The following is a 15091-nucleotide window of genomic DNA, read 5'->3' on the forward strand; positions in this document are numbered from 1 at the left end:
CAATCCACGTTTTAGCTGTGCAATAAACTTTCGCCTAATCGGTCTGCAACGCAGTAATTGGATCCAACTCGGAAGCCTTGATCGCAGGATAAACACCAAAAGCAATGCCAATCAGCGCGCAGATACTAAACGACAGCACTATTGCCGGAATTGACCAGGACACCGCCCATTCGGAATAAAAGGCGATCAGTTCCGACAGAATAATCCCAAACAAAATCCCCAGGATGCCACCGGCGATAGCGATGGCAAAACTCTCAGCCACAAATTGCAGCCGGATATCGCGTTTGGTGGCACCAACGGCGCGTAATAAACCAATTTCTTTGGTTCGTTCCAGCACTGTGGCAAGCATGATATTCATAATGCCGATACCGCCGACCAGTAACGAAATCCCAGCGACACAGGACATCACGATATTAAAAATCTGTTGGGTTTGTTTTTGTTGCGCCAGCAAGGCCGCAGGCACCACCAGCTGATAGTCGTCGATGTCTTTATGCCGCTGTTTGAGTAAAAAATCCAGCGCCCGGGCGGTCATCGCAGTTTGTTCGCTGTCTTCCAGTTGCAATCTGAAACCGCTGAGTTCAGCGCCAAGCGGCAGTGAGCGGAACCGGCTGGTCGCGGTGTTTAGCGGTAAAAACAGCTGATTTTGTTCACCACCTAGTTTAATGCCCTGAAATTCCTGCTGATCCTGGTCACGCGATGCCAAAACGCCGATCACTTTTAACCAGACATGATTTACCTTCACCGGTTGTCCCAGCGCATTCCCTTCCGGAAATAAGGTCTGCGCCAGTTGTGAACCCAATACCGCCACTTGCGCCGCATACAAATCTTCTTGTTCGGTAAAATTCCGCCCCGCTGCAAAGGCTAAATTACTTAACTCCATATAACTGGCACTGACGCCAATCGCTTTGGCATCACTTTTGGCGTGATGGCTTAACAAGGCATAAGTATCCAACGAACGTTCGGCACTAAAACCGGTAATACCGGGCAAGGTACTCACTGCGGTTTGCATATCGCTTTGCGTCAGACCAAGCGAATGTTTGCGCTGCTCTAATAATGTTTTTTCATCAAAGGTTTTACCTTCCACAATTAAGTTTCGTAAACCCATGGTTTCAATAGTTTTTAACGCTTCCCGTTCGGCACCCTCGCCGATATTCAGCATCGCGATCACCGCGCCAACGCCAAAAATCATCCCGAGTAAAGTCAGAAAAGTTCGTAATTTGTGCTGCGCCAGTTCAGCGGCAGTATCTTTAAGTAGTGCCTGATACTTCATGCTCAGCTTCCTATATCAATAAGGGCGATGCGATCTTCAGCCGCAAGCCCGGTCAGTACTTCAGCGTGGGTCAGGCTTTTTTCACCGAGGCTTACCGGCTGTTTTTCAAAGCTGTTGCCGTGCTGTTTCCAGACATAAGATTGCTGCTCAGCAGTAAAAATGGCCTGCAATGGAACTTGTAATACGTTTTCACGGCTGTTGACTTCGATGGTGGCGCGGATTTTTTTACCAGGCATAAAAGCCGGATGTTGTGCTGCAGGTTCAACCACCACATCAATATATTTACGTGGATCACGGCGTTCACGTGAACGTCCAACCTGACTGACTTTTAGCACCTTGCCGGTCAATTGCTCACCCGGATCAGCAGCCATCACAAACCGTACTTGCTGCCCGGCCGCCAGACCTTTGGCTTCTTGTTCAATCACTTGCAACTTAATGTGTTGCAAACTCAAATCCGGAATACTGCCAATTTTGTCGCCAGGGAACACCATTCGGCCCACTTCCGGTTTTTCACCACGCCAGTTGGTTTCAAAAAGTAAAATACCTTTATGCGGAGCTTTGATTTCAAGCGCATTTAAGCCACTTTCTGCCTGACTAAGTAAACTCTGTTGCTGATCCTGCTGTAACTGCAATAACTCCAGTTCGCCCTGACTTTTTTGCTCAAAACTTTGTTGCTGCCAGCCCAGATAATGTTGTTTATCCGCCAGAAATTCTTTGTTTTGCATTGAGTCGAGAATTTCAAGCCTGGAGCGGATTTGCACATCATCAATGTTAAAGGTGTCGGCAAAGGTAAATTCGCGTTTCACCAGTTGCTGATCCAGGCCAAGTTTCAGTAAATCGCCTTGTTGGTCAGTCTGTTTTTTCGATTTGTCTGCAGCAACCCCGGCCAAAGCGGTACTGGCTTCTCGTTTTTCCCGCCGCAGTTGGGTGGCGTCGAAAGTGACCACCCGTTGACCCGGCGTTACTTCACTGAATTCCGGTGAAATTTCAAAAATAAATCGTGGGCCTCGACTGGCTGGCGCATGGATACTTACTGCATTCACCGCGAATAATTCACCTTCAGCACTGACCTGATGCTGTAACCGTTGCTGGTTTAATTCAAAGGTCGGCACTGAAGTTGTGCTTTCGTCGCAGCTGGCAAGCAGCAAGCTCAGCATCACCAGAGCTGGTTTTTTCAAATGTTTCATGGGGCTGAGTCCTGCAGTTGAGTTGTCGCAGGCTGAGCCGCTGCCGCAAGTGGCTGAATATTCAATCTGGCGCTCATGCCAGGTCGCAATAATCCGGTATCAAGTGCATCAAATTTCACCTGCGCATCAACCACCCGGCTTAAGTTTTCCACCGATTTATCGCGCACCGCGACGCCCAGGCTGGTCAGGGTGCCACTAAAACTGCGCTCCGGCAGCGCATCAATCTGGATTTGCACTTTTTGCCCCAGTTGCAGCCGTTTGACATCAATTTCATCAATTTCCGCTTTGACATACAGTGTATCCATCTGCGATATCTCGGCAATCGGCTGACCGAACTGCACCGTATCACCGACCGAAGATTTCTCGCCCTGATAATCGGTGACATAAATCACCATCCCGGCAAACGGCGCTGTGACCCGCATCCGGCTGATTTCGTCGCTGAACTGCTCGACTTCACTGTGAAGCCTGGCGATTTTAGATTGCAGCATTTCGGCCTGTGCTTGACGTTGCTGCTGATGAAAATCCAACCGGCTTTTGGCCAAATCATATTGATTACTAGCGATGGTAAAGTCGATGCGGGCTTTACGCCGATCATTGGCCGAGCGGGAATGATCGGTAATTTCGGCTTTGCGTTGATCCCGTTCAAACTCCATTTTCCGTTCCGCCAGTTCCAGTTTCAACTCTTCAAACCGCTGCTCATCCTGTTGCTGCCGGTTGGTCAGTTCCTGACGGGCACTTTGCAGTTCCACCGTTTTGGTTTCCAATTGCTCAGCGATGGTTTGGCTGTCAAAACCAACCACCACATCACCGGCTTTAAGCAAACTGCTTTCTGGCGCCAACTCTTTAATATTGTATTGCCACAACTGACTGACACTGGGCGGTGATGCTTTAAACGACGTCGCAGCGACCAGCTCGCCGGTGGCTTTGACAGGTTGTGTCTGGATAACGACTTTCGCCTGGGCCTGCGGTTGTTCACAGCCGTTTAGCAAACAAGCGGCCACAACGGCAACGACCAGATGGCGCAAACATAATTCACTCATAATGCCGCCTCTATCAGCAGACCCATGCCAAGCAATGCATCGTTCACTGGTAACTGCTGCGTCTTAAATCTGGCTTTAAAATACATGCCGGTGCCCCAACTCTGCCGTTTTTCACCCTGCGGCGCCAGTTCCGTCAGTTGCACAGTAAAGGGCTGATTTGGCGCAACATCAAAGCGTGCCGTCAGAGTTTTGGCAGCTTTTAACCGGCTGATATCCATTTCGTGGACCCAAGACTCAATAAATAAACCTTGCTGTTCAACCACTTCTGCGATCAACCAGCCAGGCTGCGCAGTCACACCGGCAAAAAGTTTGGTTCGAAACCAGGGATGTAAACTGTAATTGATTGAGCCGGTACGCTTGGCATAAATACTCATTTTGCCCAGTTGTAACTCGGCTTCGGCCAGTTCCGCCGTTGTTGCCTGTTGCTGCAATTGTTGTTTTTTTAGAACCGTCGATTGCGTGATACGGGCAATGGCGAGTGTTTCTGCGGCTTTCTCTGCCAGCGTTCTGGCACGACTTAATTCCAGTTGATACTTTTCATAATCATAGCGACTGAGGTTTTCAAGCGGCACGGCGGCATCAATACCGGCTTTTTCCAGCAGTAACTGATTCCGTTTTAACTCAAACTCGGCCTCCATTACCAATAACGCATTCTCAGAGTCCATCTGTTTATATTGCTCGTTTACTGAGATCAATTGATTTTTAAGCTGTTCGATATTTGCTTTGCTATTGCCGGCATTAAACACTGCAACTAAATCACCTTCCTGCACAATTTCCTGTTCCGGTTTTAACCATTGCACCTGGATTTGCCAGCTATCACTGAGTGGCGCCACAATCGACTGACGGTGTTCAGATTGCAAAGTGCCTGTCAGCATCAGTGGCAGCTCGCTTGCAGATATCGCATTTGTAGTCATCGAACTTGCAGCCACCGGGCTTGCAATCACCGGGCTTAGCAACATCAGGTAAGTCAGTGCGATCAGCATGATTTGTCCTCAATAATTTTGCCATCGCGCATCCGGATCACCCGTTTGGCATAAGCTGCAATTTCATCTTCATGCGTGACCATCACTATGGTATTCCCCTGCTGATGCAAGTCCGTCAGGATCTGCATAATTTCGTCAGAGGTTTTGCTGTCAAGATTACCGGTAGGCTCGTCCGCAAAAATTACTTTCGGTTTGTTGACCAAGGCCCGGGCAATAGCCACGCGTTGACGCTGACCTCCCGACATTTCATGCGGTTTGTGCTGCATCCGATGACCAAGCCCTACTTGCTCCAGCAGCGCTCTGGCGCGCGCCAACCCTAGTTCAGTCGGAATTTCGGTATAACGCAGCGGCAATGCGACATTTTCGGCGGCAGTTAATCTTGGAAGTAAATGAAAAGACTGGAAAATAAAACCGATATGCTGATTACGGATGGCGGATAACTCTTCGTCATTCATCTCACTGATCAGCTTGCCATTGAGTTGATAACTGCCTTCACTCGGACGGTCGAGGCAACCGAGTAAGTTCATCAAGGTCGATTTACCCGAGCCTGACGTGCCCATGATGGCAACAAATTCATTTTCAGCAATGGTCAGATTGATATCGTGCAAGGCAATGACTTCATTTTCGCCCTGTCCAAACACCTTCCTCAGCTGGCGCGCTTCAATCATCCGTCTTGTCCCTGAATTTATACCCTTCATCCTTGAAGATTCGGGGTTGTTGTCTTCGCTCGATCGCCCCAGTCACATAGGACAACTATGCTCCTGGGATCGCTCTCCCTCGTCTACCCGAATCTTCAATGATTTTGGGTATATTGGTAATAACAGTGGGTATTTGTAACAGAGTTCGGAAAATAATTTCAAATAATCATCAATCCGAGTTTGCCATATAAAAGTCGGTAAGTAATATCAGAATTTAGGGTTAGCTGTTGATTATATGTAACGCAGTGTGCACATAAAGGTAAAATATGTACCGCGTTAGCCCGGCGTACTACCGCTGACGCGGCGAGTAGCGCCCTACGGTTCTTATTTAAAACAACAAGTTAAGTAAGTTTTGCGTAGGGCGTACTCGCCGAAGGCAGTACGCCGCATTCTACCAAATTTATTGACGCTTACGTTTTTCTATCGCTAGTCAGCATTCTGGCTAGCCAGCTCCATGACACCAACAAATGAAAACTCAGCAGGCTAATGGCCAGCGTGCCCAGGCTCGACAGCAAAAATTTAATGCCGATAGGCCAGGCCAGGTCGGTCAGCGCAAACTGGATAAAAAACAGCAGCGGCAAATGTACGATATAGACCCAATAACTGACCTTCGACAGATAGCGCAACAACGAGCTGCTGATATTTAAACTGCGTCTGGCGTACAGCACCGCCGTTAAGGTCCATAACACCGCGCTGATAGCTTCAAACGCCGTGATGCTCAGTTTCAGCAGACCTTGCGGTTGAGTGTCGGCATTTAAAGCCGGTGGTATTAAGTTTTGTGGCAATAAATAGTAATAAAAAGCGTAACTTACTCCACCAACAAGCAAGTAAACATGGCGATCTGGGTCAAATTGTTCAAGCCATTGTGGGTCGCGATAAAAGCCATAACCTAAAGCAAAAAATAGTCCGTAAAACCACAGCGCCCACAGCGCCGGGAAAATCCATTCTGGCGCCGGGAAAGGTACTGATACCGCATAAAGTGCTGGCACAGCTGCAACAATCATCACCAGTAACAGTAGGTTAGGCTTGATTGAGCACAATGTATTGATCAAGCTATCGCTGAGTAACACCCGGCCACACCAGGTGAGCAGGTATAAAAACAGCAAATGATATAAAAACCACAGATGCATGGTACTCAGCGGCAGCTTGGGTGGTTCTGGCAGCGCCATCATCGTCTGCACAAAGGTTAAAAAGGGTGGTTTTTGCGTGACATGTGCAAGGGCAAATTGGATCACCCAGGCCATGACCAGCCATAGCAGCGGCAAAAATATCAGCAGTGGTAAAACAATGCGCAGCAGCCGGTTTTTAGCAAAAGCCCAACCGCCCGACTTTTGCAGCATCAACGCACAAAAAACACCGGCTAACAGAAAAAATACCGGCATCCGAAACAGGTGACTGGCCCAGGCAAAGATGTCAAATAGCGGGTGATTTTTCGGATCGGCACTGGGCCAAAATGAATGTAACATCGGGCTGTACGCCAGTGCGGCATGAAAAAACAGCCCGGCCAGCATGGCTAGCGCACGCAGGTTATCCAGATAAAACAGACGTGCTGGCACAAGACCATGCTGCATAGTCGCGACTCCTCAAATGAAAGGCAAAAATCAGCGGGTTATAAAAAACTGGTTTTTCGTTTCTGAAGATAGGCTGTCAGCAATAAAATGCTGATGATCATGGCAATTCCAGTCAATAACATGCTGATAGATGTGCTGTTCCAACTGGCTGTTGGCGCTTCCAATGTCTGGTAAATCGCCGGCATTCTTAAGATCCACAGAATAAATCCGTTCAGCAGTAAATTGGTGATAATCATCACCGTCACGGTGTACCCTTCGGAATAAGTCAGCAGCGCGGTCGCGAGGTAACTGCAATAGGACAGCAGAATAAACACACTGACCAATACCACAATCGGGATCACGCCGTGGTAAATCGGCGTACTGACAATCACCAGCAACATGCCGCCGACCAGTAACAACCAGGGCACCAGATACAACGCCAGATTGGAGCATAACTTCGCCAGCGCATAATCTTGGGCGGTAATCGGCAAGCTCATCATAAAAGCTAAGGTTTGATCTTTTTTCTCGTTGACCACCAGTTCGACCGCGGAGCGCGCGCCGATCACAATCATCAAGGTAATCATTAGTACAGCGCCAATATTAAACATCAGCGGTGTCGCCATCCCCATCATGCCAATCACCAGCACGCCGCCCGCCATATAAGCTGCCAGCGACTTTTTCATCAGTTGCCAGTCTTTAATGATCAGCAATTTAATCATGTGGGTATTACTCAAGGCGCCATTTCGCTGCTTAGCGGGCGCGCTGGTCAGTGTGTTGTTCTGAATAGTTCCCATAAGCTCCACTCCTATCTGCTGCGTTTGACATTGGCGACGAAAATTTCTTCCAGCGACATCCGGTGCTGCTCCAAAACCATAAAACCGGCTTGTTGCAACTCTGCTCCGTACTCGGCAGTACATTGATCGGTAATCACTTCCGCCAATTGGCCGTTACGTTTGATGCTGACCGCGCCCGCGAACGTCTCTTTAGCATGCGGCTGGAGCTTGCATCTGAAGCGTCCCCACCTTTCCAAATAACTTTCTTTATCTTCCAGCGCCAACAACTTACCCCGGTCTAAAAAGGCAATCTGATCGGACAATTTTTCGATATCGTGGGTATTGTGCGACGAGAACAACACACTACGTTCATCGTCGCGCAAGATGTCAGCCAATTCACTGATCACTTCATCCCGCGCCACCGGATCCAGCCCGGTAGTGGGTTCGTCTAGTACCAATAGTTTGGGACGCCTGGCAAGTACCAGCAGCAAACAGGCTTTGACCCGCTGGCCATGCGACAAGCCTTTGATTTTCTGATCGCCAATCAGCTCAAAACGTTTCAGTAACTCCTTGGCGTAGGCTTGATCAAATTGCGGAAAGACACTGTGAATAAAGTCCATATGCCATTGTAAAGTCTGACTTTTGTACAACCGCATATCATCCGAAGCAAAGCCGATGTCGTATTTCGCATGCACCTGCTGTGCTGGCAGATCGTAACCCAAAACTTTCACCTCGCCGGCATCCGCTTTCACCAACCCCATCAACATCCGGATGGTGGTGGATTTACCAGCGCCATTGACCCCAACCAACCCCATCACTTGCCCCTTTGGTAGTGCTAAGTTGAGGTTTTCCATCGAGAAATGCGGATAGCGGATACTGATATCACGCATTTCAAAAGCAAATTGTTGCATTAGGTTCATCCTTCTTTCGCGACGCGATTAGCGCTGTTGATTCAGTTGCTGTTGTACTAAGTCCAGAATTTGCGCATCGGTCAGTTGTAGTTGCCTGGCCAAATCCATGGTGAGCCCCAACTGCTGTTTAAATTCTTGTTCCTTTAGTTGCTGCTGCAAATCCGGGTGTGCCGACACAAAAGATCCGCGGCCGGCCTGAGTCACAATCACCCCCGCCAGTTCCAGCTCGGCATAAGCGCGTTTGACGGTAATCACACTGACCTGAGTCGATGCTGCCAACTCCCGAATGGACGGCAACGCCATATCCGCCGGCCAATCACCCAGCAATACCTTGCTGCTGATTTGCTCGACAATTTGTAAATACATCGGTTTCTTGTCCGTCGCCGACAGAAACAAGCCAAAACTCATAACATATCCTAAAATGATGATGTCTGTGCATATCCGATATACACAGTATATATACAGATATACACAGTCAAGTGGAATATTGCGGCTGTAACGATAACAATAACGACGATGCTGAATGTTATGAAGAGTGATTGGTGCAACGTTGTGGAATAGCAGCGAGACTTTTACCACACCAATAGTCCTTAAAAGGCATTGAATATCAATTCATAGCTGACATTTACTTTGAAAAAAAGCCGCCAGTTAATTGCACTAAAGCTCAAAAAAGACCATCAGCTCGAAATAAACATGCCCTGCTAAATTGGTTAACTGCGAAAAAAATACCGCTTACTAATTGACCTTTTGTCGATCACGCAATACTTTATGAAAGCGCTTTCTGAAACCGCTTACATGAGCAAGCGCAACTTATTATAAAAAAACTCAACGACAGGGTAGCAACAATGAAAACAACGATGCGACACGCCATGCTTTTTGCAGGCATCGCCACTGCAGGCTTACAAGGCTGCGGCGGTGGATCTGAAACCAATTCCGATTTTACCAAAGTGGATGTCAGCAAGCCGGTATCCGACTGGGTGATGGTCTGGAACGATGAATTCGACAGCGCTGAAATCGACAGCCGCAAATGGAACTTTGAAATCAACTGTACCGGCGGCGGTAATAACGAAAAGCAGTGTTACACCAACGATAAGAAAAACGCCTTTATCAGCAGCGGCATGCTGAATATCGTGGCACTACCGGCCGCAACCGGTGCTGACAAACCTTATACCTCAGCCCGCTTAACCACCCAGAAAAAAGCTGATTTTAAATACGGTCGTTTTGAAATGAAGGCTAAATTACCTTCAGGTCAAGGCAGCTGGCCGGCGTTCTGGATGATGCCCACCGATTCGTTTTATGGTAGCTGGCCCAAATCCGGCGAAATTGACATTATGGAAGCGGTTAATTTAAAGGTCACCAATGCAGCTGGTGTAGCCGAAGCCAATGTCCACGGTACCCTGCACTATGGTCGTGAGTGGCCGAACAATCTCAGTAGCGGCAAAGGGTATGCTTTACCAGAAGGTAAAAACCCGGCCGATGATTTCCACACTTATGCCATAGAGTGGCAGGAAGGCGAAATTCGCTGGTATGTCGATGGTTATTTGTTTGCCACACAACGTCAATCTGAAGTGCGTTATAACGCCAAAGATCAGGCGGTCGGTCTGAAACATCGTGGCTGGTACACCGAATATTTTAACCAGGGTACCGGCGAGAAAGAGCTGCACTGGGACAAAGCCCCCTTTGACCAAAAGTTCTTTATGATTTTAAACCTGGCCGTCGGCGGTAACTGGCCGGAGAACGTCAATAACGGTGGTATCGACGCTGCCGCTTTTGCAAAAGGTCAAAGTTTAATTGTTGATTATGTTCGGGTGTATGAATGTAAAGTCAACCCAACCACTGGTAAAGGTTGTGAAACCGTCCGTCCTGGTTACGATAAACTCACCGATGGTCTGGTCGAAGGCAAAGCGCCAATTCCAGCCCCGCCATCCACTGGTATTCCACAAAACCTGACCATCTTTGACGGCACGCCAAACCCAAACTGGCCAGCCTGGGATTGTTGTGGCGGTTCCAACCCGGCGTTAGTCGCCGATGCGGATCGCGGTAACGTCTACGAATTTCTGGTCGGCGCCGCACCAACAGTCAATGGTTTTGTCACCCGTACCGCCTTTATCAAAGATCCTGCTGGGGTGGCAACGCCGTTTGACGGTTCGCCCATGGCCGCCACTGGCAATGTTACTTTTGATATGCAGCTGATTTCTGCGCCCAATAACCCGGCGGCAGTCTGGAAATTTAAAGTGGAAAGCTCTGAAGGCTCTACCGCCGCCGAGCTTGATTTAACCGTTGGTGGCCCGGCTCCGGCAGTCGGCAAATGGCAGAGTTATTCCTTTCCATTAAGCACCCTGGCAGCCGCTGGTTTAGATTTAGCCGCTATTGATGTGGTGATGATTTTCCCGGCCTGGGGCAGCGGTGAAGGTGCAGTGTATCGCATTGATAACCTGAAAATTGGTCAGGCGCCAGTTGCCAAACCACAGCTGGTGTTATTCAAAGACGGCAAAAACCTCGACTGGCCTATGTGGGATTGTTGTGGCGGTTCCACCCCAACCGAACAAGTCGATGACGCCGAACATGGTGCAGTTGCAGAATTCAGCATCGGCGCCACCCCAACTGTCATGGGCTTTATCACCCGCGCCGCCAATGGTGGCAGCGATAAACCTTTTGACGCGACTGCCATTCTGGACGGTGGTGTGGTGCAATTCCAAATGAAAATGGTCAGCGCTCCTAGTACACCAAACGCCGCCTGGAAGTTTAAAGTTGAAGCCGATGGTGGTTCCAGCGCAGTTGAACTTGATTTCACCGCGAGCTTAGAAGCCAAGGCACCGGAAACCGGCAAATGGCAAACCTACACCTATAAACTGGCCGATTTAGCTGCAGCCGGTCTTGATGTCAGCGCCATCGACGTGGTGATGATTTTCCCGGCCTGGGGCAGCGGCAATGGCGCAGTGTATCGGGTTGATAATGCTCGCATCTACCACCCTTCAAGCGATATTCCGGTAGTCGATGGCCTGCTGTTGTTTGCCGATAAAGCCGCCGACAAATGGTCAATCTGGGATTGTTGTGGTGGCAGTACACCAACGGTCGAACAAGATGACGCAGCGCATGGCGCCACAGCCCAATACATCATTGGCGCTGCGCCAACGGTGATGGGTATTCAGGCCGCTGCAGATGTGTCGTTTGACGCCAGTGCGCTGCTGCAAAATGGTGTGGTACGTTTTGAAATGAAAGTGATTTCAGCGCCCTCAACCGCTGGTGCTGCCTGGAAATTCAAAATTGAGTCTGATAACGCCAGCTCAGCAGTAGAACTTGACCTGTCGGCCAGTATTGAAGGCAAAGCGCCTGTCACCGGCCAATGGCAAACCTACACCTTCCCGTTAAAAACCCTGTTTGATGCCGGCCTCGATATCAGCGCTATTGATGTGTTGATGGTTTTTCCGGCCTGGGGTTCTGGCAATGGCGCGGTGTACCGACTGGATAACGTGGTGATTGCCAACCCATAGGCCGGTGGCGCCGCCACTCAGTTCGACTATTCGCAACGGGGATCCGGCGTCGATCAAAATCGGCCAACAGGATTCCCAGATAACGATAACAAAATTGCACAGACAGGTTCGACATGAAAAAAATAACCAGCTCGAAAAACCGCCTGGCGGTTCGTATCTCGATGACTTTAGCCGCGGGGATGATCCCGGCTGCTTTTGCTGCGCCAACCGCAGTGACCCCGAATGCGGCTGAACAAGCCATTGAAAACCAAACGGTTGCTGACCAGAATGCAGCCGGGCAAACTGCAACAGCAGCTGGCGCAGAAAAAATTGAAGTCATTGAAATTAAGGGTATTCGCGGCAGTTTAATCCGTTCGATGGATTTAAAACGTGAAGCCAATGGCGTGGTCGATGCCATTTCTGCAGAAGAAATGGGAAAATTCCCGGACACTAACCTTGCTGAATCACTACAGCGGATCACCGGTGTGTCGGTCAGCCGTTCGAACGGCGAAGGCAGCCAAATTACCGTCCGCGGTTTTGGCCCGGATTTTAACCTGGTGACGCTGAATGGCCGGCAAATGCCGGGCACTGGTTTTAGCCGCTCTTACAACCTGGAAAACTTATCCTCTGAAGGCGTCAGTGCGTTAGAAGTATTTAAAACTGCCCGCGCTGAAAACCCAAGTGGTGGTCTCGGTGCAACGGTGAATATCGTCACCACCAAACCACTCAATCAACCGGGTGAACGTTATTCAGTCAGCGCCAAAGGCATCGTCGATACCTCCAACGAAACCGGTGATGACATAACACCGGAACTGGCGGCGGTCTACAGCAATACTTTTGCCGACGACAAACTGGGGGTGGCTTTTTCGGTGTCACATCAGGAACGCGATTTCCAGAAACAGTCGGCCAATATTCAGGGTTGGCAAGCCAATGTCGCCCTGCCCGTGTTAGCCGCCGATAAAGTGGTCGATGCGCGCCCAACAGATGCACTGGGCAAAAAAGTCGGCAATTATTATTTCCCAAAAGATATGAACTACAGCATCGAAAACCTGGAGCGTGAACGCAGCAACGGTCAGTTGACGCTGCAATACCGGCCGATTGACAGCCTGACCATCACCGCTGATTACACTGCTTCGCGCGCCATTACCGGCAGTGAAAGTATCGGCTGGGGGATCTGGAACGAATTTGGCGGCAATATCAATGCTTATGAACTGGATGAACGTGGTACCGCGCTGTACGCCGATATCAGCGGTAACGACGGTTCGTTCACCGCCAATAAGGGGACTACGCAGGTTGATGCTGAGTCCATTGGCTTGAATCTGGATTGGCAACTGAATGACGACTGGAGTTTTGGGCTGGATTATCACAATTCGACCAACGACATCGACAATGGCGCCGACAAAGGCAGCCGTAACTCAGGTCAGGTGATTTTAGGATCTGACAAACTGCTGAGCAAAATTTACGACTACCGCACCGGCGACATTCCACATGCGATGGTGCTTTGGGAGAATGGCACCGATGAACTCACTCCGGCCGAAATTGATTCTAACTTCAGCCAGTTTACCCACTCACCGGGTGAGTCGGAAATTGAACAGTTGCAACTGGACGGCAGCTGGAACAATTCAGCGTTTAAAATTCCACTGGTCAATATTAAATTTGGTCTGGCGATGACCGATCAAACCATGGGCGGTTATTCCGGCTGGAGCGGCTTGCGTGGCGGCCCTGGCTTTAATCCAAGCTTTACCTTTATTTTTCCGGACAGCATGTTCACCCGCCACAGCACGTCAGACTTCCTGACCGAGTTTAACGGTGGCGGCAGCGCGTTACGTCCGCATTATTACTACACCTACGACTTTGACGAAGCGGTCGCGCGGCAGATGGCCTACTTAACCGCTAGTGTAATGGGCGCCGATGTTTATCTGCCGGATGCTTATATTGACGGCATTGACAGCAGCGGCTCGGTGCGCGAACAAACCAACAGCGTCTACGCGCAATCACAGTGGGAATTTCAGGTTGGACGTTTTCCGGCGCAACTGAATGTCGGCGTACGCTATGAAGAAACTGAAGTGTCAAGCCGGGTGCGGCAAAAAGTTGAGACCCAGGTCAATTGGGATAGCCCGTCCGAGTGGATCACTCAATACCTGCCAGGTGCTGATACTTTCCTTGAACAAACCGGCAAAAACGATCTGTTGTTGCCAATGCTCGACTTCAAAGTTGAACTGACGGATGATCTGGTCAGCCGATTCTCCTGGGGTAAAACCATTACCCGCGCGCCGCTGGGTTTGTTAGCGGGTGGCCGTGGTTTAAGCGGTAGTCCAAAACCGGGTTCGCGCACCGGCAGTCAGGGCAATACCAATCTGCTGCCGTTTGAATCTACCAACCTCGATTTGACCTTCGAATATTATTATGCCGAAGGTAGTTACGCCGCCTTGGGTTATTTCAGAAAAGATGTGGATAATTTTATTCAGACCACTATCACTGAAACGACCATTGAGGGCTTGCACGATATTCTGAATGGTCCACGTTACCTCAAAGCAGTGGCCGATATTACCGCCCGAGGTGAACAAGCCACCAGCACCGCGATTTTTGCGCAAATGCTGGCCAATGGTAACGGCAACGCTAGCGGCAAAATTGAGCCAACTGCCCAAGATCCATTGATGGTGTGGAATATCAGTCAACCGCAAAACACCGACAGCAAAACTGTGGATGGTTTTGAATTTGCCGTGCAGCATTTGTTTGGCGATAGTGGTTTTGGTTTAGGTGTCAACGCTACGATGGTGCAAGGTGACGTTGAATTTGATACCGAAAGTTTGTTGCAACAAGCACCGTTAACCGGCTTAAGTGATTCTGCCAACTTCCAGGCATTTTATGAGCGTGATGGCTGGTCGGCGAAAATCGCTTACGCCTGGCGTGATTCATACTTGCTGGGTGTGGGTCAGTCACAAGGATCATCGGATGCCCCACCACAGTTCGCCAGAACCTATGGTCAGTGGGATGTCAGTGTCAACTATGCCTGGAATGAACAACTGACCGTGTTCATTGAAGGGGTCAACCTGAACAACGAAACCGAACAAGGTTATGGTCGCTACGAGGAGCAGTTCTTATTTGCCCGCCAATATGGCCCAAGATATACCATAGGGATGCGCTATAGCTTTCAATAATTAAGCTGTGCTGCTTAAAGCTGAAGCAGGTTTCCCGCTGCTTCA

Annotated in this window: 11 protein-coding genes; 2 read left to right on the plus strand and 9 right to left on the minus strand. The window is 49.5% G+C overall.

Annotated features, from left to right (window positions below; genetic code table 11):
* Positions 1-34: 34 nt before the first annotated feature.
* The 9 genes from A5320_RS13465 to A5320_RS13505 form a co-directional block, all read right to left on the minus strand.
* Complete coding sequence (locus A5320_RS13465; protein ID WP_068065647.1) at positions 35-1270, minus strand: ABC transporter permease; 1236 nt, start codon at positions 1268-1270, stop codon at positions 35-37.
* Positions 1271-1272: 2 nt separating this feature from the next.
* Entirely contained in the window at positions 1273-2457 is a 1185-nt protein-coding gene (locus A5320_RS13470; RefSeq protein ID WP_068065648.1) for an efflux RND transporter periplasmic adaptor subunit, read from the minus strand.
* Positions 2454-3497 (minus strand): HlyD family secretion protein, encoded by a 1044-nt coding sequence (locus A5320_RS13475; RefSeq protein ID WP_068065649.1) that lies wholly within the window; start codon positions 3495-3497, stop codon positions 2454-2456. The genes A5320_RS13470 and A5320_RS13475 overlap by 4 nt, the downstream gene beginning before the upstream one ends.
* A complete protein-coding gene (locus A5320_RS13480) occupies positions 3494-4480 on the minus strand; it encodes a multidrug transporter (RefSeq protein WP_231916732.1) in 987 nt (328 codons plus the stop codon). The genes A5320_RS13475 and A5320_RS13480 overlap by 4 nt, the downstream gene beginning before the upstream one ends.
* Positions 4474-5148, minus strand: a complete 675-nt coding sequence (locus tag A5320_RS13485) for an ABC transporter ATP-binding protein (protein WP_068065650.1) — start codon at positions 5146-5148, stop codon at positions 4474-4476. Before A5320_RS13485 ends, A5320_RS13480 begins: the two co-directional genes overlap by 7 nt.
* A 440-nt stretch (positions 5149-5588) precedes the next feature.
* The gene (locus A5320_RS13490; protein WP_068065651.1) at positions 5589-6749 is read right to left on the minus strand and encodes an acyltransferase family protein; all 1161 of its coding nucleotides are present in this window, start codon (positions 6747-6749) and stop codon (positions 5589-5591) included.
* A 38-nt stretch (positions 6750-6787) separates the two neighbouring features.
* On the minus strand, positions 6788-7522 hold the full coding sequence (locus A5320_RS13495; protein ID WP_068065652.1) for an ABC-2 transporter permease: 735 nt from the start codon (positions 7520-7522) through the stop codon (positions 6788-6790).
* Between the two features lie 11 nt (positions 7523-7533).
* Positions 7534-8412 (minus strand): ABC transporter ATP-binding protein, encoded by an 879-nt coding sequence (locus A5320_RS13500; protein ID WP_068065653.1) that lies wholly within the window; start codon positions 8410-8412, stop codon positions 7534-7536.
* 27 nt (positions 8413-8439) lie between these two features.
* A complete protein-coding gene (locus tag A5320_RS13505) occupies positions 8440-8820 on the minus strand; it encodes a GntR family transcriptional regulator (protein ID WP_197490116.1) in 381 nt (126 codons plus the stop codon).
* 437 nt (positions 8821-9257) lie between these two features.
* On the opposite strand from A5320_RS13505, the gene A5320_RS13510 reads away from it, so the two are divergent.
* Complete coding sequence (locus A5320_RS13510; RefSeq protein WP_068065654.1) at positions 9258-11906, plus strand: glycoside hydrolase family 16 protein; 2649 nt, start codon at positions 9258-9260, stop codon at positions 11904-11906.
* A 113-nt stretch (positions 11907-12019) separates the two neighbouring features.
* Positions 12020-15046, plus strand: a complete 3027-nt coding sequence (locus A5320_RS13515) for a TonB-dependent receptor (protein WP_068065657.1) — start codon at positions 12020-12022, stop codon at positions 15044-15046.
* The last annotated feature ends 45 nt before the right edge of the window (positions 15047-15091 follow it).

The organism is Rheinheimera sp. SA_1 (genome assembly GCF_001669775.1).
Classification (GTDB): Bacteria; Pseudomonadota; Gammaproteobacteria; order Enterobacterales; family Alteromonadaceae; genus Pararheinheimera.

Bases quoted from the DNA above. Each gene is read 5' to 3' on its own strand.
- A5320_RS13465 (WP_068065647.1), bottom strand. From the start codon at position 1,270: ATGAAGTATCAGGCACTACTTAAAGATACTGCCGCTGAACTGGCGCAG.
- A5320_RS13470 (WP_068065648.1), bottom strand. From the start codon at position 2,457: ATGAAACATTTGAAAAAACCAGCTCTGGTGATGCTGAGCTTGCTGCTT.
- A5320_RS13475 (WP_068065649.1), bottom strand. From the start codon at position 3,497: ATGAGTGAATTATGTTTGCGCCATCTGGTCGTTGCCGTTGTGGCCGCT.
- A5320_RS13480 (WP_231916732.1), bottom strand. From the start codon at position 4,480: ATGCTGATCGCACTGACTTACCTGATGTTGCTAAGCCCGGTGATTGCA.
- A5320_RS13485 (WP_068065650.1), bottom strand. From the start codon at position 5,148: ATGATTGAAGCGCGCCAGCTGAGGAAGGTGTTTGGACAGGGCGAAAAT.
- A5320_RS13490 (WP_068065651.1), bottom strand. From the start codon at position 6,749: ATGCAGCATGGTCTTGTGCCAGCACGTCTGTTTTATCTGGATAACCTG.
- A5320_RS13495 (WP_068065652.1), bottom strand. From the start codon at position 7,522: ATGGGAACTATTCAGAACAACACACTGACCAGCGCGCCCGCTAAGCAG.
- A5320_RS13500 (WP_068065653.1), bottom strand. From the start codon at position 8,412: ATGCAACAATTTGCTTTTGAAATGCGTGATATCAGTATCCGCTATCCG.
- A5320_RS13505 (WP_197490116.1), bottom strand. From the start codon at position 8,820: ATGAGTTTTGGCTTGTTTCTGTCGGCGACGGACAAGAAACCGATGTAT.
- A5320_RS13510 (WP_068065654.1), top strand. From the start codon at position 9,258: ATGAAAACAACGATGCGACACGCCATGCTTTTTGCAGGCATCGCCACT.
- A5320_RS13515 (WP_068065657.1), top strand. From the start codon at position 12,020: ATGAAAAAAATAACCAGCTCGAAAAACCGCCTGGCGGTTCGTATCTCG.